Origin of the sequence: Streptomyces sp. NPDC026672 (assembly GCF_040638185.1) — a bacterium.
Taxonomy (GTDB): domain Bacteria; phylum Actinomycetota; class Actinomycetes; order Streptomycetales; family Streptomycetaceae; genus Streptomyces.
Window position 1 is genome coordinate 56,799 of the sequence record NZ_JBEZXS010000007.1, and the last position, 25,610, is coordinate 82,408.

Genomic DNA, 25,610 nt, shown 5'->3' on the forward strand with positions numbered 1-25,610 from the left:
CCTACGTCTGATGGGCGAGGCTCCGGTGGATCGGTCGTGCCGAACCCGTCAGCGGAGCACCCGTCCCACCCCGCCGACTCGCGACGATCTCCGCCGCGATCGACAGGGCCGTCTCCTCGGGCGTACGGCCTCCGAGGTCGAGGCCGATGGGAGACCTGAGCCGCGCCAACTCGCTCTCGCTCAGCCCGGCTTCGCGCAGCCGGCGGTCGCGGTCGACGTGGGTGCGACGCGAGCCCATCGCGCCCACGAAGGCCGCGGGAACACGCAACGCGACCTCCAGCAGGGGGACGTCGAACTTGGCGTCGTGGGTGAGCACGCACAGCACGGTGCGCGCGTCCGTCGTCGTGCGCCGCAGATAGCGGTGGGGCCAGTCCGCGACGACGTCGTCCGCCTCCGGGAAGCGCGCCCGGGTGGCGAAGACGGGCCGCGCGTCGCACACGGTGACGTGGTAGCCGAGGAACTTGCCCGCACGGACCAGCGCCGCCGCGAAGTCGACCGCACCGAAGACGATCATTCGCGGCGGCGGCACACTCGACTCGACGAGCAGTGTGAGGCCACCGGGGCAGTGCGAGCCGTCCTCCGACAGCTCGACCGTCCCGGTACGGCCCGCGTCCAGCGCGGCCAGCGCCTCGGCCACGGCCGTCCCGTCCAGGTCCGGATGCCCGCCGAGCCCGCCCTCGTGGGAGCCGTCGGCACGGACCAGCAGCGCGGTGCCGAGGAGCCCGGCCGGGCCCCGTACGACCCGCGCGAGGGCCACCGGTTCGCCCGCCGCCGCGGTCTCCAGGGCCGTGCGCAGCAGTCGGCTCACGGGCGTGTCCGCGGCCACCGGCGTGATCATCACGTCGAGTACCCCGCCGCAGGTCAACCCCACGGCGAAGGCGTCCTCGTCGCTGTAGCCGAAGCGCTCCAGCGCACTCTCCCCGGTCTCCAGCGCCTGCGTGCACAACTCGTAGACCGCGCCCTCGACACAGCCACCGGAGACCGAGCCGATGACGGTGCCGTCCTCGTCGACCGCGAGAGTGGCGCCGGGACCGCGCGGTGCGCTGCCGCCGACGGCCACGACCGTGGCGACCGCGACGTCCCGGCCCTCCTCCAGCCAGCCGCTCAACTCCGGGGCGAGATCAAGCATTCCGGCCCGCAGCCAGGATGCGGTCGGGGCGGATGGGCAGACTGCGATGGCGTTGCCCGGTCGCGTGCCAGACCGCGTTGGCGATGGCCGCCGCCGCGCCGACGATGCCGATCTCGCCGATCCCCTTGATACCGACCGGGTCGTCCGGGTCGGGATCGTCCACCCAGTGCGCCTCGATGCGCGGCACGTCGGCGTGCGCGGCCACGTGGTAGCCCGCCAGGTCGGCCCCGACGTGACCGCCGGACGCCTGGTCGCGCACGCCCTCCTCGTGCAGGGCCATGGAGATGCCCCAGATCATGCCGCCGGTGAACTGGCCGCGTGCGGTGAGCGGGTTGACGATACGGCCCGCCGCGAAGACGCCGAGCATCCGCCGCACCCGCACCTCACCGGTGGTGACGTCCACGGCGACCTCGGCGAACTGCGCCCCGAAGGAGTGGCGTTCCTTCGGCGTGAGGGCGCGGAGGGCGGCGGTCGTGTCGGAACGCGCGCTGATGCCCTCGGGCGGGACGACCATGCCGGGGACGAGCCGCTCGCGCAGCTCCTCCGCCGCTGCGGTCACGGCCCAGGCCCACGAGCGGGTGCCCATCGAACCGCCCGCGATCATCGCAGGCCCGAACTCGCTGTCGCCCAGCCGCACATGGACCCGGTTCGGCGGGACGTCCAGGGCGTCCGCCGCGATCAGGGTCAGGGCGGTCCGCGCACCGGTGCCGATGTCCGCCGCGGCGATCCGCACGGTGAAGCGGCCGTCCGCCTCGGCGGTGATCGTGGCGGTCGAGGGGCCGGCGCCCGCGCCGAAGGACGCGGCTGCGGTGCCGGTGCCCAGCAGCCACCGTCCGTCACGGCGCAGCCCGGGGCGCGGGTCGCGCTCTGCCCACCCGAACCTGCGGGCACCCTCGTCGAAGCAGGCGCGCAGATTGCGGCTCGCGAACGGGAGTCCGGACACCGGGCCCTTCTCCGGTTCGTTGCGCAGGCGCAGTTCGATCGGGTCGACGCCGCACTTCTCGGCGAGTTCGTCGAGCGCCGCCTCCAGCGCGAAGGAGCCCGGTGCCTCGCCCGGCGCCCGCATCCACGTCGGGCTCGGGACGTCCAGCCGTACGACCAGGTTCTCCGTGTGGTGGGCGTCGGCGTCGTACATGACACGGGCCACGCCCGCGCTGGGCTCCACGAACTCGAACACGGTGGAGGTGCGGCTCAGGCTGCGGTGGTCCAGGGCGCGCAGCCGTCCGTCGGGGTCGGCACCGAGCCTGACCCGCTGGACGGTGGGGCTGCGATGGCCGCCCAGGGTGAACATCTGACGCCGGGACAGCACCACGCGCACCGGCCGCTGGAGGACCGTCGCGGCCATGATGGCGGCCACCTGGTGGGCGCGCACGCCCTTGCTGCCGAAGCCGCCGCCGACGTGTTCCGAACGCACCCGCACCGACGCCGGATCGAGCGAGAAGAGTCTCGCGAGTTCACCGACGACCCAGGTGGCGCCCTGGTTGGAGTCCACCAGTTCCAGCCGTCCGTCGTCCCAGCGGGCCGTCGCCGCGTGGGGCTCCATCGGGTTGTGGTGCTCCTCGGGAGTGGTGTACTCGGCGTCCAGGACGACGGCGGACGCGGCGAGTTCGGCGTCGAGGTCGCCCTTGTCCGTCACCGCGGGCATATGGCCGTCCAGCGCATAGGCGCCCGGGTGGTCGGCGGTCAACTCGGTGTCGTGCGGCTGCTGTTCGTAGCGGACCACCAGTGCCTCGGCGGCCTCACGCGCCTGTTCGGGCGTCTCGGCGACGACCAGCGCCACCGGCCAGCCCATGTGCGGCACCCGGTCGTTCTGGAACACGGCGCAGGTCGGATCGGGTCGCGTGCCCAGCATGCCGACGAAGTCGGTGTCGACCCGCGGGGCGTTGTGATGGTCCAGGACGGCGAGGACGCCCGGCATCGCGAGGACGGGAGCGGTCTCGATCTCCCGGATGCGGCCACGGGTGACGGTGGACAACGCCAGCCAGCCGTGGGCGAGTTCGGTGAAGGGGATCTCACCCGCGTAGCGGGCGGCGCCGGTGACCTTGTCCCGGCCCTCCACGCGGACGTGGCCGGTGCCCACGGCACGGACGGCCGCGGTGGTGGTCGTGGTCATCGCGCGGCCTCCTCGGCGAGTTCGCTCAGCACGGCCACCACGAGGTTGCGCATCAGGGTGACCTTGTATCCGTTGTGCGGCAGCGGTCGGGCCGCCGCCAGTTCGGCGTCCGCCGCCCGGGCGAACGTCTCGGCGTCCGCGGGCGCCCCGGCCAGGACGCGTTCGGCTGCGAGGGCCCGCCAGGGGCGGGAGGCGACCGCTCCGAACGCCAGCCGTACGTCGTGCACCACACCGTCGCGGACGTCTAGCGCGGCGGCGATCGAGCCCACGGCGAAGGCGTACGAGGCGCGCTCGCGGACCTTGCGGTAGCGGGAGCGGGCGGCGACCGGGGCCGGCGGCAGGGTGACGCCGGTGATCAGCGCGCCCGGCGGCAGGGCCGTCTCCCGGTGCGGGGTGTCACCGACGGGCTCGTAGAACCGGCCGATCGGCAACTCGCCCGGTCCTTCGGCGGTTTCGTAGTGCACCACGGCGTCGAGGGCGGTCAGGGCGACGCCCATGTCCGAGGGGTGCACGGCCACGCAGTGCTCGGACGCGCCCAGGATGGCGTGATTGTGGTGCTCGCCCTCGACGGCCGGGCAACCGCTGCCGGGGGCCCGCTTGTTGCACGGCTTGGTGACATCGGCGAAGTAGCCGCAGCGGGTGCGCTGGAGGAGGTTGCCGCCGACCGTGGCCATGTTGCGCAACTGGCCGGAGGCACCGGCGAGCACCGCCTGCGTCAGCACCGGGTAGCGGCGGCGGACCTCGGGGTGGGCCGCGAGGTCGCTGTTGGTGACGGTCGCACCGATGCGCAGACCGCCGTCGGCCACCGACTCGACGCGGTCCAGCGGCAGTTCGCGTACGTCGACGAGCCGGGCGGGCCGCTCGACACCGGTCTTCATCAGGTCGACCAGATTGGTGCCGCCCGCCAGGAAGCGCGCGTCCGGGTCGGCGTCGAGCAGGGCCACCGCGCCCGCCACGTCCGAGGCCCTCTGGTAGTCGAACTCCCTCATGCCGCGGCCTCCTTCGGGCCCGGCTCGGCGCCGGTCCGGGGCGCGGGAGCCGTATCGGCGGCCGCACGGGCGACGGCCTCGACGATCGAGTTGTACGCACCGCAGCGGCACAGGTTGCCGCTCATCCGTTCCCGGATCTCCTCGGGGGTCAGCGACGGAGGTCCCGCCTCGGGACGTATGTCGCCGGTGACGGCACTCGGCCACCCGGCCGCCTGCTCCCCGAGCACGCCGATCGCCGAACAGATCTGGCCCGGTGTGCAGTATCCGCACTGGTAGCCGTCCAGTTCGAGGAAGGCCCGCTGCACCGGGTGCAGTCGGTCGTCGTCGGCCACACCCTCGATCGTGGTGATCTCGCGTCCCTCGGCCGCGACCGCGAGTTGCAGGCAGGCCACGGTGCGGCGACCGTCGACCAGGACCGTGCAGGCACCGCACTGGCCCTGGTCACAGCCCTTCTTGGTGCCGGTCAGATCGAGACGCTCGCGCAGCGCGTCGAGCAGGGTGGTGCGGTGGTCGACGGGCAGCGTGTACTTCTCGCCGTTGATGTGCAGGGTGATGACGCTGGACGTCGATAAGGCCATGAGCAACTTCTTTCGCGTTTCCGGAACGGTGGGGGGCGGGTCCGGCGGTCGGTCGGACCGGCTTTCGGGGAAGTGCGTCGTACGGGACGATGGTTCGCCGCGGCGAAGTGGGCATGCTGACAAGGCCGATGAACTGCGGCAGGCGTCTGCCGCCGTCTGCTCAGCGGTCACGGCCACCGCTATGGTGGACCTATCCGGACAGCTGTCCGCCAACAGGGAACCTAACGGACTGCTGTCCGCTTAGCAAGGACGGGTTCGGCCATGAGCCTGTGAGGAGAGACCGGTGCAGCAGAAGAGAGTTGTGCCCCAGCGGTCGGACGCGCAGCGCAACCGTGAGCGCATCCTGGCGGTCGCACTGGAAGAACTCACGCGGTGTCCGGACGCCGCGCTCAGCGCGATCGCCAAGAAGGCGTGCGTCGGACAGGGCACGTTCTACCGGAACTTCCCCAACCGTGAGTCGCTCGTCCTGGAGATCTACCGTCACGAGATGCGGCAAGTCGCCGACAGCGCGGCCCAGTTGCTCGACGAGCTGCCCGCCGAACGGGCCCTGCGCGCCTGGATGGACCGGCTCGCCGAGTTCGCCATGACGAAGGCCGGGCTCGCCGACGCGATCCGGTTCGCCACGAGCGGCCCCGGCGGCCCGGCGAAGCCGTCCCCCACCCCGCTCGCCGAGGCGGCCGACCTCCTGCTCCGCGCCAACGAGGAGGCGGGCACCATTCGTCCCGGGGTGACCGCGGACGACTTCATCCTCGCGATCGCCGGCCTGTGGCTGATCGACCCCACGGACGACTGGCGCCCGCGCGCCACCCGACTCCTGGACCTGGTCATGGCCGGCCTGCGCGCCGGATCCCCGGGCTCCTAGCGGCCGGGCTCCAGGGCTCCCGAGCTCCAGGGGCCCCTCAATGTACTTGCGGGTCCATTTCTGCTCTGGCAGCGTCCATGGGATGGTCGTCATCGGTGGCTGGAGGGCTCATGCTGACGAAGAAGGGGGCCGCGACCCGTCGGCGGATCATCGAGGCGGCCGTCGCCGAGATCCGTGACCGCGGTGTCGGGGACCTCACCCTCGACGGCGTCTGCCGCCGCAGCGGCACAGGCAAGAGCCAGCTGTTCCACTACTTCCCCGAGGGCAAGGAACAACTGCTGCTCGCCGTGGCCCAGCGCGAGGCGGACCTCGTGATCGAGGAGCAGCAGTCCTGCGTGGGGGAGCTGACGTCGTGGTCGGCCTGGCGGGAGTGGCGTGACGAAGTCGTCCAGCGCTACCGCCGGCATGGCGTGAGCTGCCCGCTGGGCGCGATGATCACCGAGACCGACCGTCCTACTCCGGCGGCGCAGGAGGTCACCCGGCGCATGATCGACCAGTGGCAGCACCACATCGAGGCGGGCATCAAGGAGATGCAGGCGCTCGGCCACATCCGCTCCGACGTGGACGCGGGCACCGCCGCGGCCGGAGTGATCGCGGCGATCCACGGCGGCGTGGTGATCTTCATGGCCACGGGGTCACCGCGCCACATAGAAGCGGCGTTCGACATGTGCGTCGACCACCTACGCACCGGCACCGCCCTGGCCGCCTGACCCGTCGCTCAGCCGCGCAGGGCCGCCGCCCGGAGTGTACTTGAGGGTACATTTTTGATCTGGCAGCGTTCGCCGCGACCGTTCATCCACATGCTGATCGCGGGGCGTTCAAGTGAGTTTCAAGATAGGCAAGTTCGGTATCTGGCAGCCCGGATTCCTGACAACTCCGGCGTGCGCGGCGGAAATCGAGCGTCTGGGTTTCACCGCGCTCTGGCTGAGCGGGCAGACGGCCGATCTCGCCGGGATCGATGAGCTGCTCGAATCGACCACGTCGCTCACCGTCGGTACCAGCGTGCTGAACATCTGGCACGGCAGCGCCGAAACCGCCGCCGCGTCGTTCCACCGGATCAACGACCGTTTCCCCGGACGCTTTCTGCTCGGTATCGGAGCCGGTCATCCCGAGCAGAACCAGGAATTCCAGACGCCGATGCAGGCGATCACGGGTTATCTGGACAAGCTCGACGCCGCGGGAGTTCCCGTCGAATCCCGGGCCGTCGCGGCCCTAGGCCCGAAGATGCTCGCCATGGCGGCCGAACGGGCCGGTGGTGTACTGCCGTACAGCGTCACACCGGAATACACCGAGCGGGCCCGCCCCGTCCTCGGCGCCGCCCGGTTCATCGCACCCGAGCACAAGGTGGTGGTGGACACCGATCCCGCGCGGGCGCGGGAGACCAACCGCGACTACATGGAATCGATGCTCGGCCTGCGTCACTACAGGAACAGCCTGCGTCGGCTCGGGTTCACGGAGGACGACGTGACGGGACGCGGAAGCGACCGGCTCATCGACGCGCTCGTGGCACATGGCGACGTGAAGACCATCGCCGCTGAACTCGACGCGCACTTCGTGGCCGGTGCCGACCATGTCGCCCTTCAGGTGATGACCAGGAACCGGGTGGTGCCGCCCGGCTTCCCGCCGAACGTCACGGTCGAGGTGTACGACGACAAGATGCTCGCCCTCTACGGGACGCTCGCCGAGCAGCTTCTCTGACGCACCCCTGCGGCCTCGGGCCGGGACCGTGTGGGCGCGGACGGCGTACCGCCCGCGCCCGACGCGCCTACGACGCCTGGACGAGGTCGCCCGGGTCGCTCGCCGTGACGCCCGCCCCCGCGGCGGCGGCACGCCGGCGGGCGAGCACACCGGAGTACCAGTAGCCCATGACCAACAGGGCGACGAGGACGAGGGTTTCGGCGGTCCCCCAGACCCACGTGGACGCGCTGACCTCCTTGGGCGCGAGCTTGGGCAGTTCCTCCGGGAGGACCGCGGAGCGCTTGGCCACGTCGGCCTGGAACGCCTGGTTGCGCGCCGAGCCGTGCAGGAACGGCGCGACGAACAACAGCGCCGCCCCGAGCAGCGTCTCGACGGTGACGACCATGGGGAACTCCCGGACGAGGATCGTGCGCAGCGGTCGTACGTCACCCGCCGCACGCAGGGCGTCGATCCTCGGGTGCAGCCAGAACTGGTTGAAGCCGCCCAGGAGCAGCAGCACGCCGAAGATGAGGATCTTCACGCCGAGCACGCGCCCGTACATCGTCGTGAGCAACTGGGAGGGACCGTCGACGTGCTCCCAGTACAGGAACAGGCCCGAAAGGGCGATGGCGGCGACGCAGCTCATCGCGCCGACGGAGAAGCGGCGTATGGACGGTGACCAGAAGGCTCCCCGGTCGTCCGGGCCGACCGCGCCCGGCAGGGCGAGCAGCGCCAGGCCCGCCAGTCCGCCGAGCCAGACCGCGCCGCCGAGCAGGTGCAGCATCCACATCAGCGTCTCGAAGACGGTGCGGCCCCAGTCGTCCGGCACCTCGTCCGGGAACTTCGTGGTCCCCAGGGCGACCGCGCCCGCGCCCAGCCCCACGGCCAGCAGCCATCTCCGCGCCGGACCCGCCGCGGTGCGGCGCGCACACAGCGGAACGAGCACCACGGCGCCGGCGAGGACGAGGGTGACCTCGAGCCCGGAGAGACGGCCGGCGTTGCTGCCGTCGTACAGCGTGTTCCACGCCGCGCCGTAGTCGTAGCCGACGCCGTCCTCCGACGCGCCGTGGGCGAGGTCGGTGAGCACGGCGGGTACGGCCAGGAGCCCGAGGACCACGGCCGCGCGGGACAGCCGGGTCGTCACCGCGGCCAGCGTGTCCGCTCCGATCCGACGGGCGGGCGGGCCCGCGGACACGAGCGCCAGTGCCGTCAGGCCGACGAATCCCATCAAGGTCGCCCAGGCCGCCCACGCGACCGCGCTGTCCTCGAACGGGCCGAGGGGAGTCGAGGGCGGCGCCACGGCGAGTGGTGAGGCGTCCGGAAACGGGCTGAGCGGGGGCATGGCCGACCGTCCTAGGTAAGTGAGAGATCAAACAGCCCGGTTAGGTTAGGCACACCTAACTTGATGGATCAACGATTGTTGTTTCAAGGATTCTTCAAATCGCCGAGGTCACGACGGCGCCGCGACGGGGCCGCGACGGGGCCTGAGGCCGAGCGGCGGTGTCGTCGCGGAGCGGATGCATAGGATTGCCGGCATGGCGCTGCGACCGGTTCAGGTGAACATCAAGGCCCTCGACGCCTCGGCGGTCGGCCGGTTCTGGGCGGAGGCGCTCGGCTGGAGTGCGTACAGCCCCGGCGTGACCACCTACGTCGGACCCGCCGGCGGCCTCGTCTGGCCGGACCCGGTCGCCCTCGGCGTCGACGTCGTTCCCGTCCCGGAACCCAAGACGCCGACGAAGAACCGTGTGCACCTCGACCTCGCCACCACGTCCGCGGCCCATCGGACGGAGTTGGTCGCGCGCCTCGAGTCTCTCGGCGCGACGCCCGCCGACGTGGGCCAGGGCGACGTGCCGTGGACGGTCCTCGCCGACCCGGAGGGCAACGAGTTCTGCGTGCTGGAGCCCCGGGAGGTCTACCGGGACACCGGGCCGATCGCCGCGGTGGTGGTCGACTGCGTGGATCCGCGGGCCATGGCCCGGTTCTGGGGCGAGGCGATCGACTGGACCCTGCACGAGGTGGCCGACGATCACGCGGTGCTGCGCTCCGCCAAGGGCGCCGGCCCGTATCTGGAGTTCCTCCGCAAACCCGAAGCGAAGACCGTACCGGACCGCGTCCACCTCGACCTGCTGCCGTACCCCGGCGACGACAAGGCGACGGAGGTGACCCGACTACGCGCTCTCGGCGCCACCGACCTCGACATCGGCCAGGGCGCCACCCCGTGGACCTGCCTGACGGACCCGGACGACCACGAGTTCTGCGTCCTGTCCCATCCCTGACGCGGGCGTCGATTTGTGCTGCGGAGCGGCGGGCCAGGTCGAGTGCCGTCCTGGCCCGCCGTTGCCTCAGGAAGCCGTTGGTGGGTGCTCGTGGCTGTCGTAGGGGCGGGTGATGATTTCCATGCCGTGGCCGGACGGATCCATGAAGTACAGGCCGCGTCCGCCGTGGTGGTGGTTGATCTCTCCGGGCTGCTTCAGACGGGGATCGGCGTAGTACGTGATCCCGGCCTCCCTGATGCGCGCGAACGCCGCGTCGAACTCCTCGTCGGAGATGAGGAACGCGTAGTGCTGCATGACGATCGACTCCGCCGGGATGGTGGCGAAGTCCAGGGTGACCCCGTTGGCCGTGGACACGGGAATGAACGGGCCCCACTCGGTCCCGACCTCAAGTCCCAGGATGTGCGCCAGGAACTGGGCCGACTCCCGGTTGTCCCGGGCGTGGACGATGGTGTGATTCAACTCGACTGACATGTGTGGAATGCCTCCGCAAGGCAATCTCACGGGCACCTCCATGCCTCACCCGGCCGGTGACCGACACGCGATGCCGTACACATGATCCTAAGCACCACCGCGCACGCCGTCATCACCCTGTGCGGGGCGAGCGGGAGCGCGCTTCAACTGCGGGGCGTCACAGGCGTGTTGGTGCGATCGGCGACTCCGCTTCGGGAAGTTTCGATGTCGGTACCGGCGGGTGGGATCACCCGTCGCCGGCCTCCCGCGCCACCCGCTCCAGTCGGTTCCGGTAGTCGTCCCACCAAGCCCGATCACCTGGCGCCAGGCTGTCCTTGCCCTGCGAATGTCCGACGGACCCGTCGATGAGCTCCCGCACGATGTCGGCGTGGCCGGCGTGGCGCTGGGTGTCGGAGATCACCCGTACGACGATGTGGTGCAGGGTCACCTCGCGGCGTTCCTCCGGCCACCACGGCACGTGACCGATCGCGTCGAGCGGCAGCGCGGCCATCGTGGCGTCGGAGTGCTCCCACGCCCGCCGGTAGAGCCCGACGATCTCCTCGCGCGACTCGTCCGCGGTCGCCCACATGTCCGCGTTGGGTTCCGCGTCCTCCGTGTACCACCAGGCCGGCGGCGCCTCGTCGAAGAACGGTCGCCCGAACGTGTCGCCGAGGTACCCCAGCTCCACCCCGGCGACATGCTTGACCAGCCCCAACAGGTTCGTGCCCGTGGCGGTCAGCGGACGGCGCACGTCGTATTCCGAGAGCCCGTCGAGCTTCCACACCAGGGCGTCCCGCGCGTCTTGCAGATACCGCAGAAGATCCGCTTTCGGCTTCGCTTCGATCATGCCGAAAAGTCTCCCACCCACCACTGACAACGGGGCTCCTCGCATCAAGGAAGGGTCGTCTTGGCGGCGATCCTGGCCCGCAACGCGTCACGGACGGCTGGCCATTCATCCGCGAGCAGGCTGTAGTACAAGGAGTCGCGGCGGGTGCCGTCCTGGCGTCGCATATGGCTGCGCAGCGTTCCTTCATGGACGAGCCCTAGACGGATCAGGGCGTGCTGGGAGCGCACGTTCAGATTGTCGGTGCGCAGGGCGAGCCTGGTGATGTGCAGGTCGTCGAAAGCGTGACCGAACAGCAGCAGTTTGGATTCGGCGTTGTACGGTCCTCCCCAGCAGGACCGGTCGAACCAGGTCGCCCCGACTTCGGCGCGGCTTTCGTCGAGATCGATGTCGTACAGGCTGGTCGAACCGATCACGGCGTCGTCGCGATGACGCCGCACGGCGAAGCACAGCCGACCGGGGTCCGCGATCATCCGGCTCAGCATCGTGCGCATCTGCGTCATGGACTCGGGGCGGGGCCGTGGCATCCATCGCCATACTTCGGGATCGGACGCGGCGGGGAAGAGCGCTTCGGCGTGGTCGGTCGATAACGGGACGAGACGGATCTCGCCGCCGACGAGAGCGTTGGTGGTCACGGCGACACACTAGAACCAGCGGATCGGACCACCGATGAGTTTTCGGGCCCGGCAGGGTCCATCTCTTCGCTAGTGGAAACTGGGTACGAGTTCTGTGAGGGGATCATGAGCACCCACGCACTACCCCCCGTCGTCGACACCGGAACCTGGGAGCGTCGGCTTGAGGCGTTGCGGGTTCGGGAGAAGGCCGCCACCCGTGAGCTCGACGCCATCGCGGCCGAGCGTCGGCGCCTGCCGATGGTCGAGATGCCCGACTACACCCTTGAGGGCGAGGACGGTCCCGTCCGGCTGGTGGACGTCTTCGAGGGCAAGCGGCAGTTGATCGTCTACAACCACATGTGGTTCGCCGGCAAGGAATGGCAGTGCCCGGGGTGTACGGGGTTCACCTCGCAGTACACCCGGCTGGGCTTCCTGGACAACTATGACGCGCGCTTCGTCATCGTTACCCAGGGCCCGATCAAGGAGGCGCTCGCCTACAAGGAGCGGGTCGGCAACCGGATGCCCTGGTACTCGACCGCCAACAGCTCGTTCGGCGCCGACGTCGGCGCACCGCCCGACGGAGGATTCGCGGTCAATGTGTTCCTCCGCGACGGCGACACCGTCTACCGCACCTGGCACACCACCGGCCGGGGCACCGAGCAGTTGAGCCACACCTTCGCCCTGATCGACCTCCTGCCGTACGGACGCCAGGAGGAGTGGCAGGACTCGCCCGAGGGCTGGCCGCAGTCGCCCACCTACAGCAGGTGGGCGACATCCGAAGACATCGCCGCCCTGTACGGCCCCGGCCCCGGCTCCGGTTCCGGGGGCGACTGAGCGACGTCAGCGGAGTACGTGCTCGGCGAACGTCCACCTGTTGGCGGCCAGGGCGTCGTCCGGCACCGGAAGGGGGCCGCGCCCGAGGCGACGGGAGTGGTCGAACGGCGTGTCCGTCCATGTGCGCCAGCCGTGCCCCGCGAGCGCCGTCGCCGAGTCGGGTCTCGGGTCCGGGTCGAAGAGGGCCGGCAGGTCGACGCCGATCCGCCGCCGTGCCGCCGTGTACACGGGTGAGTCGCGGACGGCGGCGGATTCGAGGGTGACCTTCGCCTCGTAGGCGAGGGCACTGCCCGGCACGCTGTGCGCGGCGACGGTGTTGATCAGCAGGCGCTCCGCCGCCGACGGGAGGTAGAGGAGCAGACCCTCGGCCAGCCAGGTGGTCGGGCGGGACGGGTCGAATCCCGCGGCGGTCAGGGCCGGGATCCACTCGTGGCGGAGGTCGGCCACGACAGGGATCCGGCGCGCCCCGGCAGCGGTACCAGCAGTGGCCCTGCCGACGCCGGCGGTGCGGGCAGCGTCGCTGCCCGCCGCAGACCCCGGATACGGCGTCGTCCGCAGCACGTGTTCCTTGAACGCCAGCACCGCTTCCTGGTCGACCTCGAAGACCGCGCAGCCACGCGGCCAGGCCAGTCGGTACGCGCGCGTGTCCAGGCCGGCACCCAGGACGACCACCTGACGGGTCCCCGCCTCGGCCCGGCTCAGCAGGTAGTCGTCGAAGACACGTGTCCGCAGCCCGAAGTACCGGCCCAGCCGCCCCCACAGCGGGTCGGCCTCGCCCGCGGGCACCTCGTCCGGATGCAGCGGCCAGTCCGCGCAGGCCGGTGCCGCACGGACGAAGTGTTCCGCGTACACGTCCCTGGCCAGGGCGTCCGGGCGCGCGGCCTCGATGGCCCGCGCGGCGGCGACCATGAGCGCGGTCAGCCCCACCCCACCGCCCACCCCCGCGGTCACCGAAGCGGTCCCGGTCGTGGAGCCGGTCACCGAGCCGGTCATGGAGCCCTGTCTCCTTTCATTACGGCTGCCTTCACAGCCACTGGGCCGTTGTCCTCAGCCGTCCGCCGGTCCGGTTCCTCGGCGGACCTCGTCCATACGGCGGCCTCGTCGTGGCCGGTGACGCGCGCGCCGTAGACACGGCTCATGAAGCGCAGTGTCTGGTCGAGCGGCGTGTGGAGCGCCGCGGTGCAGTCCTGGAGGACGGTGACGTGGAAGCCCTTCTGGAACGCGGTACGCGCCGTGGTGTCCACGCAGACGTCGGCGAACAGGCCCGCCAGGGCGAGGTGTTCGACACCGCGTTCCCGGAGGTGACGCTCGAAGCCCTCGGCGAGGAACGCGTCGAAGCAGGCCCGCTTCGTGAACACCTGCTCGCCGGGCGCGGGACCGAGCCCGGCGGGGAACTCCGCGCCCCACGTGCCCTCCAGACACTTGGGCGGCCTGCCCCGCGCCGCGTCCCGGCGCCGCCAACTCGCCCGCTGGTGGACCGGGTCCCCGACAAAACGCACGAACACCACCTCGGTGTCGCGCTCACGGGCCAGCGCGACGGCACGCGCGGTGTTCGCCACCACCCCCGCCAACTCGGCCGGGTCGCCCGGGTAGCGCGCGATAGCCAGCGGGCCGGCACAGAAGTCGTTCTGGACGTCGACGACGACCAGCGCCGTGCTCCCGTACGAGGTCACGGCCGCCCCGAGGTGGGTACGGCCACCGGCGCGCGGACGACGGAGTGGGGCACCGGGCTTTCCGGCTGTTCCAGGTCCGCCCTGTCCATGGGCGACTCCAGGTCCGCCGGGACCACGGGCTGTTCCAGGTCCGCCGGGACCACGGGCTGCTCCAGGGCCACTGGGTCCACGCACTGCTCCAGGGCCACCGGGCCCACCGTCGGCTCCAAGGCGTCGAGCAGGGCCTTCACGACCTCGGAGGTGGAGTGGCGCCCGCCCAGGTCCGGAGTACGGACACCTGCCTCACGGATGCGTGCCAGGGCGGCCTCGGCCGCGGCGATTGCCCCGCCACAGCCCGCGTGCCGCTCGGCGACCGCCGCGGCGGCCCGCACGGTGGCCACGGGATTGACCAGGTCACGGCCTTCCAGGTCGTCGGCCGAACCGTGCACCGTCTGGTACTCGACGAGTCCGCGCACGTCCGGGTGCAGATGGACGTTGAGGGTGCAGTGGTCCTCCTGCCGGCCGGCCCCGAACCGGTCGAGCAGGACGACGTGCATGATGTCCGCCCACTCGTTGCCCGCCACCAGGACCGTGCGGTCGGCCGGGCCGTGGGTGATGAGGTTCCGGTTCACCGTGTCCGGCTGGAAGACCTGGACCTCGACACCGTGGCGGGCGGCGAACTCGGTGGCCCACACGTCGAGCGCGCCGTCGAGCAGGTGGAACTTGTACGCCATGACGATGCGGGCCGGTCCCTCGCCCGGCCACTCCCGCCGGGCCCTGCGCAGCGCGTAGTGGAGGACCTCCTCGGTGATGTCCTGACGGAACTCGGTGACCCTGCGGACCTGGCCGGGGGCGTGCTCGTTGTCGCCGGTGTAGAAGCCCTGGGCCTGGTCCCGGACCAGCAGCACCCTCGCTCCTGCGGCGTCCAGGGTGTCCACCTTGACGGCCTGGAGCCGCTGGCGTACCAGGTACAGCGTCTGCGCGTTGATCGCCGTCCGGAAGATCACTCGGGTGCCGGCGGCGGCGCGGGCGCGCACGAACGACTCGTAGTGGTCGGCGTCCCCGTGCGTGAGCCGGCGGATCTCCTCGATGCCGCCGCCCTCGTCCCGCAGGGAGACGTAGGAGTGGTACGTGCGCGGAGAGCGGTCCACCCTGATGTGCCGGTCGTGCAACTGGGCGAACCTGCCCAGGACTTGTTCGAAGACGGCCGCGACCTCGGGGCCCGTGCCGCGCCCCACGGCGAGGCCGACGGTGTGCTCCGGGGCGGGTACGGCGGTGGGGCCGGGGCTCGTTGTGCTCGCGGGGTGCGATGTGCTGCTCATGGACGTCCCGTCGCCGTGTCAGACAGCCGTGCCCGTGACGAGGTGGTCGCCCGCGATGCCGACCTTGTCGGGGGCGTAGTACTCCATGATCCCCTCGGCCCAGGTCCGCACCGGGACACGGTCGTTGTCCGTGGGTCCGAAGGCGTCGAAGAGCGCGTCGATGTTGGCGGGGTGGAAGCCGATCGCCGTCATCAGCGCGGTGAAGGCGGGGCGTTCGATGAGCCCGTCACCGTCGGGGTCGCCCAGCACGGCGAGGGCCTCGGCGAAGTCGGCGATCGTCGAGGCGAAGCGCTCCGGGGACAGCACGCAGGCGGTGTACTCGTCGAGGCTGATGACCCCGTCGCCGTTGGCGTCCAGTTCGGTGACCAGCGTGGTCCAGTACCGCTCGAAGGCGGTCCGCATCGTGTCCTTGGCCGCCCGGTCGGACTGCGGTGCCGCGGCGACCACCCGGTCGCTCATCAGCGTGAAGTCGCCGGCGTCGAGGACGCCGTTCCCGTTCGCGTCCAGCAGGGAGAAGATGAGTTCGACCCGCTGGATGGCTTCTGCGCGCATGAGACTTCGTGCCCTTCTCGCGGTCGATTCCCGGAGCGGGGCACCGAATTCGCCTGCCGCTCCGTGGGCCGGACGGTGCCCGGCCCGGAAGGTGACTGCCCGTGCGGCCTGCGCACATGCGACGAAGCGGCACGATTACCCAGAAGGGTGGAAGTGCTTGGATATCGCTGCGAGTTCGGAACCGGGCGTGCTGCGACCCGTGCGGGGACCTGTGGGGGCGGGCCGGTCCGGGACGGTGGGTCGGCAGGTGTGAATTGGTTCTAACTGAGGCGTTGAATAAGGGGAGTTGACGATTTCTGGTGAGCCCGCCGACTCGCTTATGATCTTGGTCATGTCTGTACAGAGCTCTGAGAACGCCCCCTCCCGCAAACAGCGACTCCAGGAGAAGCAACGTCGTCAACTGACGGTGGTCGACACCGTGGACAAGGCCGAGGTCAAGGTCCGCAAGGCCGAATCCGAACTGGCCGTCGCCGTGGCCGAGGCGGTGCGGGTGTTCGGTGGCGAGCCCTCCGCCTCGGAGGAGCTCGACATGCCCATCGAGGCGATTCGTCGCTTTGTCGCCATGGCGGCGAACGAGGAGGCCGCAGCGGCGGCCGAGGCCGCCGACGACATGGCCGACGCCGTCGCCGCCTCCTGAGCCGGACGCCGGCCCCGGCCGGCCCTCGCCCGGGCTCCGGATCACGCCGAGCCCGGGTGACTGGTACTGGCTTTCCCAGGCACCGATCCCCAGGGAAAGGAAGGACGCCGACTTCCGCCGCTGGTGGTCGGACCACCGGGTGCGGGCCCAACGACAGGGCCGCAAGGAGTTCGTCCACGCGATCGCCGGTGAACTGAGCCTGGACTTCCAGGTGTTCGACGTACGGGGTGCGGTGGATCAGAGCCTGCTCGTCTACACGGCGGAACCGCACTCGCCGAGCGCGCAGGCCCTCACCTTCCTGGCGGGCTGGGCCGCCGCCGACACCTCCGCTCGGTCGACGCAGAACTCTGGAGCGGAGTAGAGGATCGTGCAAGGGGTGGCGAGGATAGTTCTAAATTAATGGCAGGTCAGGGCGGTTGAATGGGGTCATCGGTTCTTCCGCGGGGCAGGAAAATGCCTTCTCTTCGCGGTTCCCACGACACCCTGAGGACCACACCATGAGCACCGTCCTGATCACCGGCACCTCCTCCGGATACGGGCGGGAAACCGCCCTCCACTTCCACGCCCAGGGCTGGAACGTCATCGCCACGATGCGCACCCCGCGCCCGGAACTCCTCCCCGAGTCGGACCGGCTGCGTATCGTCCGGCTCGATGTGACCGACCCGGAGAGCATCACCGCCGCGTTCGAGGCCGCGGGCCCCGTCGACGCCCTGGTCAACAACGCCGGTGTCCCCTCGATGGGCGTGGTCGAGGGCACGCCGATGACCCGCGTACGGGAGGTGTTCGAGACCAACACCTTCGGCGTGATGGCGACGACCCGGGCGGTACTGCCCCAGTTCCGCGAGCGCGGTTCGGGCGTGGTGGTCAACGTGACCTCCAGCGTGGTGCTGGGCCACATGCCGCTCTCGGCCGTCTACAAGGCGAGCAAGATGGCCGTCGAGGGGTTCACCGCGTCCCTCGCCCTCGAACTCGCCCCGTTCGGCGTGCGGGCGAAGACGGTCGAGCCGGGCGCCTGCCTGACCACGAACTTCGCCGCCAACGCGACGAACGGCGCCCCGCTGCACGAGCAGGTCCCGGCGCCCTACGCGGAGTGGACGAAGAAGATCATGGGCGATGTCACGGGCCGGGACCTGTTCACCACGGAGAGTGATGTCGCCGAGACGGTGTGGCGGGCCGTGCACGACACCACCGGCCAGCTCCGGTTCCCGGCCGGCCCCGACGCACTCTGGCTCGCCCAGGCGAAGTGACCGGCCCGGATCGGCGCACACCGGGGTCGAGGTCCGGCACGACCCCGGGCGGGTGTCCCACCCGGGGGCGGTCAGCTCGTGCGCAGGCGCGTCAGCGTCGCGTCCAGGTCGGTTCCCCGTGGCCGGTTGTACGGCAGCCTGGCCAGCACCGCGGCCATGCCGCACGTGCCGGTGACGGCGGAGAGGACCAGGCCGCCGGCGATGCCGGCGGACATCAGCCGGAAGGCCGGGTGCGCGAACTCGCCCAGCGCCAGCCCGAGCAGGACGACCGAACCGGCGGTGAGCCGGACCTGCCGCTCCATGCCCCACCTCGCCGTCGCCCCCGCGTCGCCTTCGGGACGAGCCAGTGCATGGCCCTGCGCCGCCCAGGCGTTGGTGCCGCCGACGAGGGTGGCGGCCGGTATGCCCTGTGCGGCGAGGGCGCGGCAGGCGGTCCCGGACCGGGCACCCGAGGCGCAGACGACGAGTACGGGGCCCCGCTCCGCGGCGTCGCGGATGTCGGGCAGGGCGCGTTCGAGGTGGTCGAGCGGGATGTTGAGGGCACCGGGGACGTGCCCGCCGGCGTACTCGCCTGGCGTGCGGACGTCGATGACGGTCAGCTCGTCGAGCCGGGCGCGGGCCTGCTGGGGATCGAGGGCGGTGGGAGCGGTCATGGCAGGTGTCGTCCTTGTCTGTCGATGGCCCCCGGCAAGGGGCGTACGATACCCCTAGGGGTATGGATGAGGGATGTGGACGGGAGTGGTGAGCGGTCGTGGAACTTGATCCGGCGGGTGCCGAACTGCGGTCTGTGCTGAACCGGTTGCGCCGGGCCCAGGAGCAGATCTCCGGTGTGATCCGGATGATCGAGGAGGGACGGGACTGCGAGGAGGTCGTCACCCAGCTCGCGGCCGCCTCCCGCGCCCTGGACCGTGCCGGGTTCGCGATCATCGCGACCGGTCTTCAGCAGTGCCTGGCGGGCCTGGAGGACGGTCGCGCGAACGGCGAGGACCGGGAACGGATGCGTGGCCGGCTGGAGAAGCTGTTCCTCTCACTGGCCTGACGTCTTCGCGCCGTTCAGACGAACGCGTCGACGAGCATGAGGACGGCCACCGCGAGCAGGACGTGGGCGAAGAGGCGCTGGAGGGCGTCTCCCCTGATCCTCTTCGCCAGGCGCTTGCCGTCCCAGGCGCCCAGCACCGCGGCGGCGGTGAACGGCCAGACCAGACCCCAGTCCAGGTGCGTACCGGCACCGGCCCGTGCCGCGAGGGCGGCCAGCGAGTTGATCGTGATGACCAGCAGACTGGTGCCGACGGCCCGCCGCATCGGCAGACGCACCACGCTCACCAGGGCCGGAACCGCGAGGAATCCGCCGCCCACGCCCAGGAACCCGGTCACCGCGCCGAGTCCGGCACCGGAGGCGCCGGCCCGGCCGGGGCTCACCCGGCCGTGCGATTCGGCGCGCGAGGGCCGCAGCATGCGTACGGCGGCGGACGCCGCGACGACGGCGAAGGCGACGACCAGCGCGGTCTGGGGCAGATGGCCGGCCGCAGCCCCGGCGACGATCGCGGGCACGATGCCCGCCGCCGCGAAGAGCAGCCCCGTCCGCCACACCACGTTGCCGTCCCCGGCATGTCCGACGAGCGCCGTGACCGACGTCAGGGTGACGATGACCAGGCTCGCGGTGGTCGCCTGCGCCGGAGTGAAGCCCAGCAGATAGATCAGCGCGGGAACGGCCAGGACGCTGCCGCCACCGCCCAGACCCCCCAGGGCCAGGCCGACGACGGCACCCGCGACGAGCGCGAGCAGCAGAGCGGTCATGCCGTCGAGAACCTTTCGGGAAGTCGGAAACGGGTGCGGGAACGGGGGCGGAACAGGGTGCGGTCACGGCGGTTTCAGCCGGTCACCAGGGTCAGTCCGGCCTCGGCGGCGGCGTCGAATCCGTCGTCGACCGCCACCACGTCGCGGCCCGCGGCGTCGAGCAGTGAGGCGGCGATCGCCGCGCGCATACCGCCGGCGCAGTGCACCCACACCGTGCCGTCCGGCACCTCGGACAGGCGCTTGTGCAGTTCGTGGACCGGAATGTGCGCCGAGCCCTCGATGTGTCCGCCCGCCCGCTCGGAGTCGCGTCGGACGTCCAGGACGACGATGCCCTCCGTGCCGTGTTCGGCCAGGCCGGCGAAGGTCGTACGGGGGAAGGAGGAGAGGGGGAGGCCGTCGGCCGCCCATTCCTCCGGCGCGCCCGTCGCGGCGGCCGCGGGCCGGTCGACGCCGACCCTGACGAGTTCCCGCTGGGCGTCGGCCAGTTGCTCGGGCGACTCGGCGAGCAGCGTGACCGGCTTGCCCCACGGGATCATCCAGGCCAGATACGTGGCGATCTTGCCGTCGGCCTCGAAGTTGAACGACCCGGCGACATGTCCCTCGGCGAACGCCACGCGACCGCGCAGGTCCACCACCCACTCGCCGGCCGCCAGCCGCGCCGCGATCTCCTCGGCGTCCGCCGCGGCCGGGGGAGTGAGGTCGACCGGGACGGGCCCGCCGGAGTTGGCCGGTCCCATGTGCGCGTAGTACGCGGGCACGTCGTCGAGGCCGGCCAGCAGCCGGGCGACGAAGGTGTCCACGTCCGTGGTGAACGCCGCGTTGGCCGACTTCTCCCCGCCGATCGTCGTGGCGTCCCCCTCGGCCTGCGCGGAGGAGCAGAAGCTGCCGAAACCGTGCGTGGGCAACACCGCGGTCTCGTCCGGCAGTTGGGCCGCCAGCCGGTGTACGGAGGTGTGCTGGGCGCGGGCCAGCCGCTCGGTCAGCCGGGGCTCGACCAGGTCCGGACGCCCCACCGTGCCGATCAGCAGCGACCCGCCGGTGAACGCGGCCACCGGCCGTCCCGCGTCCTGGAGCACGTAGGAGGTGTGGTGCGGCGTATGACCCGGGGTCGCGACGGCCCGCAGTTCGATATCGGCGTCGACGGTCACGGTGTCCCCGTCGGCGACCGCGGTGCGCGCGAACGACACGCGCGCACCGGCCGGGACCAGGTAGGCGGCGCCGGCCGTCCGGGCCAGCTCCAGGCCGCCGGTGACGTAGTCGTTGTGGATGTGGGTCTCGACCACGTGTGTGATCCGCACCCCGCGCCGGGCGGCCACGGCCAGCACCTGGTCGATGTCGCGCGGCGGGTCCACCGCCACGGCCGCCCGCCGCCCACCGGCCAGGTAGGAGCGGTTGCCGAGACCTTTGAGCTCGATGGTGTCGATGAAGAACATGGGACGCCCCTTCTCGAAATTACCCCCCGGGGTATGTTCGTCAGCGTAGCACGGGTACCCCCGGGGGTATTTGACCGACCGGAGGGGAGCGGGGGGAGCACATACGGAGCCCGATGATCGGAGATCGGTAAGGTGCGCGGATGCCCCCACTGAACCTGCGCCACGCGGCCCGCGCCGTCGTGCTGGACGAGGACGACCGTGTGCTGCTGTGCCGATTCGCCTTGCCCGACCCGGTCCCGAGAGTCGTCTGGGCCACCCCGGGCGGCGGTCTCGAAGGGGACGAGACGCCGCTGGCCGCGTTGCGTCGCGAGCTCCACGAGGAGGTGGGCCTGGTCCTCGACGAGGATCCGCCCCACGTGTGGCATCAGGAGGTCGTCGCCCCCGGGCACAGTCCGGGGCACGACGGCGTGGTCAACGACTACTTCCTCGTCCGCACCCCGTCGTTCACCCCTCGTGGCGCGCTGTCGGCCGACCAACTGGCCGCCGAGCACATCAGCGCGGTCAGATGGTGGCCGTGGTGGGAGATCGCCGCGTACCGCGGCTCGGACCTGTTCTCACCCCGGGACCTCGCCACCCCGCTGGAACGGCTGATCACCGGTGGCGCTCCCGCCGAGCCGGTGCTGCTCGGCCTGTGACATGGCCCGCAACGGCCGGTGACATGGCCTGCACGGTCTACAGGTCGAGTACGACGTCCTGCTGGGGCCGTGCGCAGCAGATCAGGGCACTGGCGTCGGCGGGCGGTTCGACCGGCTCCGGGGAGTAGCTGACGCCGCCGGAGAGCAGTCCCGTCTCGCAGGTGTGGCACACCCCCGTCCGGCACGACCAGCGGGCCGGCACGTCGCATGCCTCGGCGAGTTCCAGGAGCGTGCCGTACTCGTCCTTCCACGGCACGGTCAGCCCGTCGCGGGCGAAGGTGACGGCGGGCCCGGTCCCGGGCGGGCCCGCCGGCGGATGCGGCGGACTCGCCGCCGCCGCGGCGATCCCCGGCGTGATCGCCGGCCCCGCGCCGAAGATCTCGGTGTGGACGGCCCGCGGGGACACCCCGAGGGCCACGAGGGCCTCGGTCACACCGGTCATGAACGCCGCGGGCCCGCACAGATACGCCTGCGCGTCGGCGGGCAGACCCGCCCCCGACAGCGTCTCGGCACCGAGCCGCCCAGGCCGGGTGTAGTCGACACCCGGCCGGTCCTCCGGACGCGGCCGGCTGTAACAGACCAGCGTGTGACTGTGCGGCAGCGCGGCCAGCAACTCCCGGCTCTCCCGGGCGAAGGCGTGGTCCGCGCCGTCACGGGCCCCGTGCAGCCACCAGACCTCCCGGCCGGGGGACACGTCGGTCAGGGCGTGCAGCATCGCCATGACCGGGGTGGCGCCCACACCGGCGGAGGCCAGCACGACGGGCTGCTGCCCGGCGCCGAGCACGAAGGTGCCGCGTGGAGCGGCCGCCATCAACCGGTCACCGACGCGGACGCGGGTGTGCAGCCGGGTGCTCGCCGCACCGTGCGGCTCCTGCTTGACGCTGATCCGGTACCGCTCCCCGCCCGGCCGCCCCGACAACGAGTAGCTGCGCACCAGTGCGGGCCCGTCGCCGTTCCCGTCGAGCCGTACGGTCAGATACTGGCCGGGCGCCGCGGCGGGCAGCGGCGCCCCGTCGGCCGACGTCAGCCACAGTGACACGACGCCCCGGCTCTCCCGCGTGATCTGCGCGACGGACAGCGGCCGGAACCCCGGCCAGGCCGGCGGAGGAACCGCCGCCGCGGCGGTCAGACCCGCGTTCCCCGCCGTCCCCGCCTCACCGTCCTCGGGCTGGGCGAGCAGCGCGCGGAAGGACTCCTGCCAGCCCGGACTCAGCGCCTCGATCCGCAGCGCCTGCCGCAGCCGCTCCCGTGCGTGACCGGGCAGGTAGAGCAGGCCGTCGACCTCGGCGACGGTCATCCCGCCCGGACCCGACGCGACCTTCACGATCTCCTGCCCCGCCTCGACCTCCCCCTCGGTGATCACCCGGAGGTAGAAGCCCGGCCGCCGGTGCGCCACGAGCAGCGCGGGCATCCGGGGCTCGTCCATGCGCATGCCGACGCGGTAGCAGGTCACCCGGGGCTGCGACACCTCGAAGACCGCGTCCCCGATCCGGTAGCGGTCGCCGACGCAGACCTCGTCGTCGGCCAGTCCCTCCACCGTGAAGTTCTCGCCGAACTGCCCGTGGACGAAGTCGTCGCGGCCGAGCTCCTTCTCCCAGTACCGGTAGGAGTCGACCTGGTAGACCAGAACGGCCCGCATCTCGCCGCCGTGGCCCGCGAGGTCGCCCTGGCCGTCGCCGTCGATGTTCAGCCGTCTGACCAGGCGCGGTCCGCTGACCGGCGACTTCCAGACACCGGTGTACACGGTGCGGCCCCGCCACGACACATCCTTGGGCAGTCCGACATTCACGGAGACGAGCCTGGCCACGTCTCTCACCTCGCCCTCGACGACTGTGCCCTCCCCAACCTAGGTCCGCCCTCCCCGTCCGGCGACCCGCCGGCCGTCAGGCCGCGGCCCGTTCGTCCACCGGTCGGCGGCGCAGGCCCGGGTGCCGGAGGGCCGGGGGCACGAACGCCTGGTCGAGCGTGCCGACGTCGGTGCCGGGCGGGACGATCTCGTCGATCCGGTCGAGGAGGTCGTCGTCGAGCACCACGTCGACACCGGCGAGGAGGTCGTCGAGGTGGCTCATGGTGCGCGGCCCGAGGAGCGCGCTGGTCACACCGGGATGGGCGATCGTGAACGCCATGGCGAGGTGGGTCAGCGGCAGGCCCGCCTCCCCGGCGAGCGAGATGAATCGCTCGACGACGTCGTGACGGCGCTCGTCGTTGAGGTGCCGGGAGAACCGGGCGCGGCGGAGTTCGTTCGGCCGGTCCTTGCGGACGCGCCCCGTGAGCAGCCCCTGCCCGAGCGGGCCCCACACCAGCGTGGCCATCCCGAAGCGCTGTACGACCGGCAGCACCTCGCGTTCGATGCCGCGGTTGAGCAGCGAGTACGGCGGCTGCTCGGTGTGGAACCGCTCCAGACCGCGCCGCTCGGCGACCCACTGGGCCTCGACGATGTCGGACACCGGCATGGCGGACGTCCCGATCGCCCGGACCTTTCCGCTGCGGATCAGGTCGGAGAGCGCGGAGAGCGTTTCCTCGACGTCCGTGGAGGGGTCCGGCCGGTGGATCTGGTAGAGGTCGATGTGGTCGGTCCGCAGGCGGCGCAGGGAGTTCTCGACCGCGGTCATGATCCAGCGCCGTGACGCGCCCTGCTGATTGGGGTCGTCGCCCATCGGGCGGCCCACCTTGGTCGCGAGGACGACGTCGTCCCGCCGCCCCTTGAGCGCCCTGCTGACGATCTCCTCCGAGTCGCCGTAGGAGTCGGCGGTGTCGACGAGGTTGATTCCCGCGTCCAGCGCCTTGTGGATGATGCGGGCCGAGTCGTCGGGGTCGGGGTTGCCGACGGACGTGGCGAACATCAAGGCGCCGAGCGCATAGGGGCTGACCTTGATGCCGGTCCGGCCGAGCGTGCGGTACTGCATGCGAACCATGCCTTCCTTCACGGAGACTTCTGGAGCGAACGGGGACTTCCGGATCGAATCGAGGAGCGCGGTGCGCGGTGCGCAGTGATCCGCCGAGCCGTCCCCGTCGGCCTCCAGCGTGGGGCGCCGCGGACCTCGGCGGGAGAGACGTCCTCATCCGGGGACGGGCAGTCCCTGGCTGTATCCGGCGTTCCGGGACATGGTGGGGGCGTGGACAGAACCGAACTGGCCGACTTCCTGCGTCGCTGCCGTACCCGGCTCGGCCCCGCCGACGTGGGACTCGCGCAGGGCGCGCGGCGCCGTACCCCGGGACTGCGCCGCGAGGAGGTGGCGCAGTTGGCCGGGATGTCCACCGACCACTACACCCGCCTGGAACAGGCCAGGGGTTCACGCCCGTCCCGCCAGATGCTCGGCGCCGTCGCCCGCGCGCTGCGGCTGACCGTCGACGAGCGGGACCACCTCTTCCACCTGGCCGGCGAGGAGCCCCCGCGCCATCACCCGGCCACGGAACACGTCCGCCCCGGCCTGCTCCTCGTCCTCGACCGGCTGACCGACACCCCCGCCCAGGTGGTGAGCGACCGGGGTGACATCCTCGCGCAGAACGCGATGGCCAAGGCGCTCCACGGCGACGCGTCCGCCCGTCCCGAGGCGGAACACAACATCACCTGGCGCTACTTCACGGACCCGTCCGCGCGGGAACTCTTCCCGCCCGAGGAGCGGGACCGGGCCGCCCGAGTGGCGGTGGCGGATCTGCGCGCCACACTCGGGCGCCGCCCTGACGACGCCCGGCTGGCCGAACTGGTCCGCCGACTCCGCGCCCGCAGCGAGGAGTTCTCGGCACTGTGGGACGCCCACGACGTCGCCGTGCGCCGCGGTGACGTCAAGCGCTTCGCGCATCCGGTCGTCGGACTGCTGGAGCTGGACTGCGAGGTGCTGCTGAGCCCGGAGCACGACCAGCGACTGATCGTCTACACCGCCCGCCCGGGCAGCGAGTCCTACGAGCGGCTCCAACTGCTGCGCGTGGTCGGCCTCCAGGACCTGGCCCACGGCTGACTCCGCGCGA

Annotated in this window: 28 protein-coding genes; 11 read left to right on the forward strand and 17 right to left on the reverse strand. The window is 71.5% G+C overall.

Going from position 1 to position 25,610, the window contains the following annotated elements; translation table 11 throughout:
• Nucleotide 1: 1 nt before the first annotated feature.
• The 4 genes from AB0F77_RS10140 to AB0F77_RS10155 are packed head-to-tail and all read right to left on the reverse strand — an operon-like array spanning nt 2 to nt 4,809.
• Entirely contained in the window at nt 2–1,129 is a 1,128-nt protein-coding gene (locus AB0F77_RS10140) for an XdhC/CoxI family protein (RefSeq protein ID WP_361944444.1), read from the reverse strand.
• On the reverse strand, nt 1,122–3,242 hold the full coding sequence (locus tag AB0F77_RS10145) for a xanthine dehydrogenase family protein molybdopterin-binding subunit (protein WP_361944447.1): 2,121 nt from the start codon (nt 3,240–3,242) through the stop codon (nt 1,122–1,124). Before AB0F77_RS10145 ends, AB0F77_RS10140 begins: the two co-directional genes overlap by 8 nt.
• Nucleotides 3,239–4,231, reverse strand: coding sequence for a xanthine dehydrogenase family protein subunit M (locus AB0F77_RS10150; protein WP_361944450.1), 993 nt, complete (start codon nt 4,229–4,231; stop codon nt 3,239–3,241). The genes AB0F77_RS10145 and AB0F77_RS10150 overlap by 4 nt, the downstream gene beginning before the upstream one ends.
• The gene (locus tag AB0F77_RS10155) at nt 4,228–4,809 is read right to left on the reverse strand and encodes a 2Fe-2S iron-sulfur cluster-binding protein (RefSeq protein WP_361944453.1); all 582 of its coding nucleotides are present in this window, start codon (nt 4,807–4,809) and stop codon (nt 4,228–4,230) included. Before AB0F77_RS10155 ends, AB0F77_RS10150 begins: the two co-directional genes overlap by 4 nt.
• 283 nt (nt 4,810–5,092) lie before the next feature.
• Here AB0F77_RS10155 and AB0F77_RS10160 point away from each other — a divergent pair, with 283 nt between their 5' ends.
• The 3 genes from AB0F77_RS10160 to AB0F77_RS10170 all read left to right on the forward strand — a co-directional run bounded on the left by AB0F77_RS10160 (nt 5,093) and on the right by AB0F77_RS10170 (nt 7,369).
• Nucleotides 5,093–5,671, forward strand: coding sequence for a TetR/AcrR family transcriptional regulator (locus AB0F77_RS10160; RefSeq protein ID WP_361944456.1), 579 nt, complete (start codon nt 5,093–5,095; stop codon nt 5,669–5,671).
• A gap of 110 nt (nt 5,672–5,781) precedes the next feature.
• Nucleotides 5,782–6,381: a TetR/AcrR family transcriptional regulator gene (locus AB0F77_RS10165; protein ID WP_361944459.1), complete on the forward strand. Its 600-nt coding sequence runs from the start codon at nt 5,782–5,784 to the stop codon at nt 6,379–6,381.
• 112 nt (nt 6,382–6,493) lie between these two features.
• Nucleotides 6,494–7,369: an LLM class F420-dependent oxidoreductase gene (locus AB0F77_RS10170; protein WP_361944462.1), complete on the forward strand. Its 876-nt coding sequence runs from the start codon at nt 6,494–6,496 to the stop codon at nt 7,367–7,369.
• Between the two features lie 67 nt (nt 7,370–7,436).
• Here AB0F77_RS10170 and AB0F77_RS10175 read toward each other — a convergent pair whose 3' ends face one another.
• Entirely contained in the window at nt 7,437–8,690 is a 1,254-nt protein-coding gene (locus AB0F77_RS10175) for a CopD family protein (protein WP_361944465.1), read from the reverse strand.
• Nucleotides 8,691–8,883: 193 nt separating this feature from the next.
• Between AB0F77_RS10175 and AB0F77_RS10180 the strand changes: the two genes are divergently transcribed.
• On the forward strand, nt 8,884–9,624 hold the full coding sequence (locus AB0F77_RS10180) for a VOC family protein (RefSeq protein ID WP_361944468.1): 741 nt from the start codon (nt 8,884–8,886) through the stop codon (nt 9,622–9,624).
• A 66-nt stretch (nt 9,625–9,690) separates the two neighbouring features.
• Here the strand turns inward: AB0F77_RS10180 and AB0F77_RS10185 are convergent, their stop codons facing one another.
• The 3 genes from AB0F77_RS10185 to AB0F77_RS10195 form a co-directional block, all read right to left on the reverse strand.
• Entirely contained in the window at nt 9,691–10,095 is a 405-nt protein-coding gene (locus AB0F77_RS10185; RefSeq protein ID WP_361944471.1) for a VOC family protein, read from the reverse strand.
• A 226-nt stretch (nt 10,096–10,321) separates the two neighbouring features.
• On the reverse strand, nt 10,322–10,921 hold the full coding sequence (locus tag AB0F77_RS10190) for a DinB family protein (RefSeq protein ID WP_361944474.1): 600 nt from the start codon (nt 10,919–10,921) through the stop codon (nt 10,322–10,324).
• Nucleotides 10,922–10,965: 44 nt separating this feature from the next.
• Nucleotides 10,966–11,553 carry a GNAT family protein gene (locus AB0F77_RS10195; protein WP_361944477.1) on the reverse strand — a complete coding sequence of 196 codons (588 nt, stop codon included), beginning with the start codon at nt 11,551–11,553 and terminating at the stop codon, nt 10,966–10,968.
• Between the two features lie 105 nt (nt 11,554–11,658).
• On the opposite strand from AB0F77_RS10195, the gene AB0F77_RS10200 reads away from it, so the two are divergent.
• The gene (locus AB0F77_RS10200; RefSeq protein WP_361944480.1) at nt 11,659–12,366 is read left to right on the forward strand and encodes a DUF899 family protein; all 708 of its coding nucleotides are present in this window, start codon (nt 11,659–11,661) and stop codon (nt 12,364–12,366) included.
• Between the two features lie 6 nt (nt 12,367–12,372).
• Here the strand turns inward: AB0F77_RS10200 and AB0F77_RS10205 are convergent, their stop codons facing one another.
• Genes AB0F77_RS10205 through AB0F77_RS10220 form a run of 4 tightly spaced genes read right to left on the reverse strand, consistent with a single transcriptional unit; the run spans nt 12,373 to nt 15,892 of the window.
• Nucleotides 12,373–13,359 (reverse strand): SAM-dependent methyltransferase, encoded by a 987-nt coding sequence (locus AB0F77_RS10205; protein ID WP_361944483.1) that lies wholly within the window; start codon nt 13,357–13,359, stop codon nt 12,373–12,375.
• Complete coding sequence (locus AB0F77_RS10210; RefSeq protein WP_361944486.1) at nt 13,356–14,039, reverse strand: isochorismatase family cysteine hydrolase; 684 nt, start codon at nt 14,037–14,039, stop codon at nt 13,356–13,358. The genes AB0F77_RS10205 and AB0F77_RS10210 overlap by 4 nt, the downstream gene beginning before the upstream one ends.
• The gene (locus AB0F77_RS10215; RefSeq protein WP_361944489.1) at nt 14,036–15,340 is read right to left on the reverse strand and encodes an isocitrate/isopropylmalate family dehydrogenase; all 1,305 of its coding nucleotides are present in this window, start codon (nt 15,338–15,340) and stop codon (nt 14,036–14,038) included. The genes AB0F77_RS10210 and AB0F77_RS10215 overlap by 4 nt, the downstream gene beginning before the upstream one ends.
• 18 nt (nt 15,341–15,358) lie before the next feature.
• Nucleotides 15,359–15,892 carry an EF-hand domain-containing protein gene (locus AB0F77_RS10220; RefSeq protein ID WP_361944492.1) on the reverse strand — a complete coding sequence of 178 codons (534 nt, stop codon included), beginning with the start codon at nt 15,890–15,892 and terminating at the stop codon, nt 15,359–15,361.
• Between the two features lie 331 nt (nt 15,893–16,223).
• On the opposite strand from AB0F77_RS10220, the gene AB0F77_RS10225 reads away from it, so the two are divergent.
• The 3 genes from AB0F77_RS10225 to AB0F77_RS10235 all read left to right on the forward strand — a co-directional run bounded on the left by AB0F77_RS10225 (nt 16,224) and on the right by AB0F77_RS10235 (nt 17,776).
• Entirely contained in the window at nt 16,224–16,529 is a 306-nt protein-coding gene (locus AB0F77_RS10225) for a hypothetical protein (protein ID WP_361944495.1), read from the forward strand.
• Nucleotides 16,447–16,890, forward strand: a complete 444-nt coding sequence (locus AB0F77_RS10230; RefSeq protein ID WP_361944498.1) for a hypothetical protein — start codon at nt 16,447–16,449, stop codon at nt 16,888–16,890. Before AB0F77_RS10225 ends, AB0F77_RS10230 begins: the two co-directional genes overlap by 83 nt.
• A gap of 136 nt (nt 16,891–17,026) precedes the next feature.
• Nucleotides 17,027–17,776, forward strand: a complete 750-nt coding sequence (locus tag AB0F77_RS10235; protein WP_361944501.1) for an SDR family oxidoreductase — start codon at nt 17,027–17,029, stop codon at nt 17,774–17,776.
• A 71-nt stretch (nt 17,777–17,847) separates the two neighbouring features.
• Here AB0F77_RS10235 and AB0F77_RS10240 read toward each other — a convergent pair whose 3' ends face one another.
• On the reverse strand, nt 17,848–18,429 hold the full coding sequence (locus AB0F77_RS10240) for a rhodanese-like domain-containing protein (RefSeq protein ID WP_361944504.1): 582 nt from the start codon (nt 18,427–18,429) through the stop codon (nt 17,848–17,850).
• A 98-nt stretch (nt 18,430–18,527) separates the two neighbouring features.
• Here AB0F77_RS10240 and AB0F77_RS10245 point away from each other — a divergent pair, with 98 nt between their 5' ends.
• Nucleotides 18,528–18,815 carry a metal-sensitive transcriptional regulator gene (locus AB0F77_RS10245; RefSeq protein WP_361944507.1) on the forward strand — a complete coding sequence of 96 codons (288 nt, stop codon included), beginning with the start codon at nt 18,528–18,530 and terminating at the stop codon, nt 18,813–18,815.
• 14 nt (nt 18,816–18,829) lie between these two features.
• Here the strand turns inward: AB0F77_RS10245 and AB0F77_RS10250 are convergent, their stop codons facing one another.
• Nucleotides 18,830–19,573: a sulfite exporter TauE/SafE family protein gene (locus tag AB0F77_RS10250; RefSeq protein WP_361944510.1), complete on the reverse strand. Its 744-nt coding sequence runs from the start codon at nt 19,571–19,573 to the stop codon at nt 18,830–18,832.
• 74 nt (nt 19,574–19,647) lie between these two features.
• Nucleotides 19,648–21,006 carry a rhodanese-like domain-containing protein gene (locus AB0F77_RS10255; protein ID WP_361944513.1) on the reverse strand — a complete coding sequence of 453 codons (1,359 nt, stop codon included), beginning with the start codon at nt 21,004–21,006 and terminating at the stop codon, nt 19,648–19,650.
• Nucleotides 21,007–21,146: 140 nt separating this feature from the next.
• Here AB0F77_RS10255 and AB0F77_RS10260 point away from each other — a divergent pair, with 140 nt between their 5' ends.
• Entirely contained in the window at nt 21,147–21,641 is a 495-nt protein-coding gene (locus tag AB0F77_RS10260) for an NUDIX domain-containing protein (RefSeq protein WP_361944516.1), read from the forward strand.
• A gap of 37 nt (nt 21,642–21,678) precedes the next feature.
• On the opposite strand, the gene AB0F77_RS10265 is transcribed toward AB0F77_RS10260, so the two are convergent.
• Together AB0F77_RS10265 and AB0F77_RS10270 are read right to left on the reverse strand one after the other, a co-directional pair.
• Complete coding sequence (locus AB0F77_RS10265) at nt 21,679–23,448, reverse strand: MOSC and FAD-binding oxidoreductase domain-containing protein (protein WP_361944519.1); 1,770 nt, start codon at nt 23,446–23,448, stop codon at nt 21,679–21,681.
• A gap of 76 nt (nt 23,449–23,524) precedes the next feature.
• Nucleotides 23,525–24,547 (reverse strand): aldo/keto reductase, encoded by a 1,023-nt coding sequence (locus AB0F77_RS10270; RefSeq protein WP_361945106.1) that lies wholly within the window; start codon nt 24,545–24,547, stop codon nt 23,525–23,527.
• A gap of 210 nt (nt 24,548–24,757) precedes the next feature.
• Here AB0F77_RS10270 and AB0F77_RS10275 point away from each other — a divergent pair, with 210 nt between their 5' ends.
• Nucleotides 24,758–25,600 carry a helix-turn-helix transcriptional regulator gene (locus AB0F77_RS10275; protein WP_361944522.1) on the forward strand — a complete coding sequence of 281 codons (843 nt, stop codon included), beginning with the start codon at nt 24,758–24,760 and terminating at the stop codon, nt 25,598–25,600.
• Nucleotides 25,601–25,610 lie beyond the last annotated feature (10 nt).

What these genes read in the sequence shown, in the direction of transcription:
- AB0F77_RS10140 (WP_361944444.1), bottom strand. Translation starts at nt 1,129, where the DNA reads ATGCTTGATCTCGCCCCGGAGTTGAGCGGCTGGCTGGAGGAGGGCCGG.
- AB0F77_RS10145 (WP_361944447.1), bottom strand. Translation starts at nt 3,242, where the DNA reads ATGACCACGACCACCACCGCGGCCGTCCGTGCCGTGGGCACCGGCCAC.
- AB0F77_RS10150 (WP_361944450.1), bottom strand. Translation starts at nt 4,231, where the DNA reads ATGAGGGAGTTCGACTACCAGAGGGCCTCGGACGTGGCGGGCGCGGTG.
- AB0F77_RS10155 (WP_361944453.1), bottom strand. Translation starts at nt 4,809, where the DNA reads ATGGCCTTATCGACGTCCAGCGTCATCACCCTGCACATCAACGGCGAG.
- AB0F77_RS10165 (WP_361944459.1), top strand. Translation starts at nt 5,782, where the DNA reads ATGCTGACGAAGAAGGGGGCCGCGACCCGTCGGCGGATCATCGAGGCG.
- AB0F77_RS10175 (WP_361944465.1), bottom strand. Translation starts at nt 8,690, where the DNA reads ATGCCCCCGCTCAGCCCGTTTCCGGACGCCTCACCACTCGCCGTGGCG.
- AB0F77_RS10180 (WP_361944468.1), top strand. Translation starts at nt 8,884, where the DNA reads ATGGCGCTGCGACCGGTTCAGGTGAACATCAAGGCCCTCGACGCCTCG.
- AB0F77_RS10185 (WP_361944471.1), bottom strand. Translation starts at nt 10,095, where the DNA reads ATGTCAGTCGAGTTGAATCACACCATCGTCCACGCCCGGGACAACCGG.
- AB0F77_RS10190 (WP_361944474.1), bottom strand. Translation starts at nt 10,921, where the DNA reads ATGATCGAAGCGAAGCCGAAAGCGGATCTTCTGCGGTATCTGCAAGAC.
- AB0F77_RS10200 (WP_361944480.1), top strand. Translation starts at nt 11,659, where the DNA reads ATGAGCACCCACGCACTACCCCCCGTCGTCGACACCGGAACCTGGGAG.
- AB0F77_RS10205 (WP_361944483.1), bottom strand. Translation starts at nt 13,359, where the DNA reads ATGACCGGCTCGGTGACCGGCTCCACGACCGGGACCGCTTCGGTGACC.
- AB0F77_RS10215 (WP_361944489.1), bottom strand. Translation starts at nt 15,340, where the DNA reads ATGAGCAGCACATCGCACCCCGCGAGCACAACGAGCCCCGGCCCCACC.
- AB0F77_RS10220 (WP_361944492.1), bottom strand. Translation starts at nt 15,892, where the DNA reads ATGCGCGCAGAAGCCATCCAGCGGGTCGAACTCATCTTCTCCCTGCTG.
- AB0F77_RS10225 (WP_361944495.1), top strand. Translation starts at nt 16,224, where the DNA reads ATGTCTGTACAGAGCTCTGAGAACGCCCCCTCCCGCAAACAGCGACTC.
- AB0F77_RS10235 (WP_361944501.1), top strand. Translation starts at nt 17,027, where the DNA reads ATGAGCACCGTCCTGATCACCGGCACCTCCTCCGGATACGGGCGGGAA.
- AB0F77_RS10240 (WP_361944504.1), bottom strand. Translation starts at nt 18,429, where the DNA reads ATGACCGCTCCCACCGCCCTCGATCCCCAGCAGGCCCGCGCCCGGCTC.
- AB0F77_RS10250 (WP_361944510.1), bottom strand. Translation starts at nt 19,573, where the DNA reads ATGACCGCTCTGCTGCTCGCGCTCGTCGCGGGTGCCGTCGTCGGCCTG.
- AB0F77_RS10255 (WP_361944513.1), bottom strand. Translation starts at nt 21,006, where the DNA reads ATGTTCTTCATCGACACCATCGAGCTCAAAGGTCTCGGCAACCGCTCC.
- AB0F77_RS10260 (WP_361944516.1), top strand. Translation starts at nt 21,147, where the DNA reads ATGCCCCCACTGAACCTGCGCCACGCGGCCCGCGCCGTCGTGCTGGAC.
- AB0F77_RS10270 (WP_361945106.1), bottom strand. Translation starts at nt 24,547, where the DNA reads ATGCAGTACCGCACGCTCGGCCGGACCGGCATCAAGGTCAGCCCCTAT.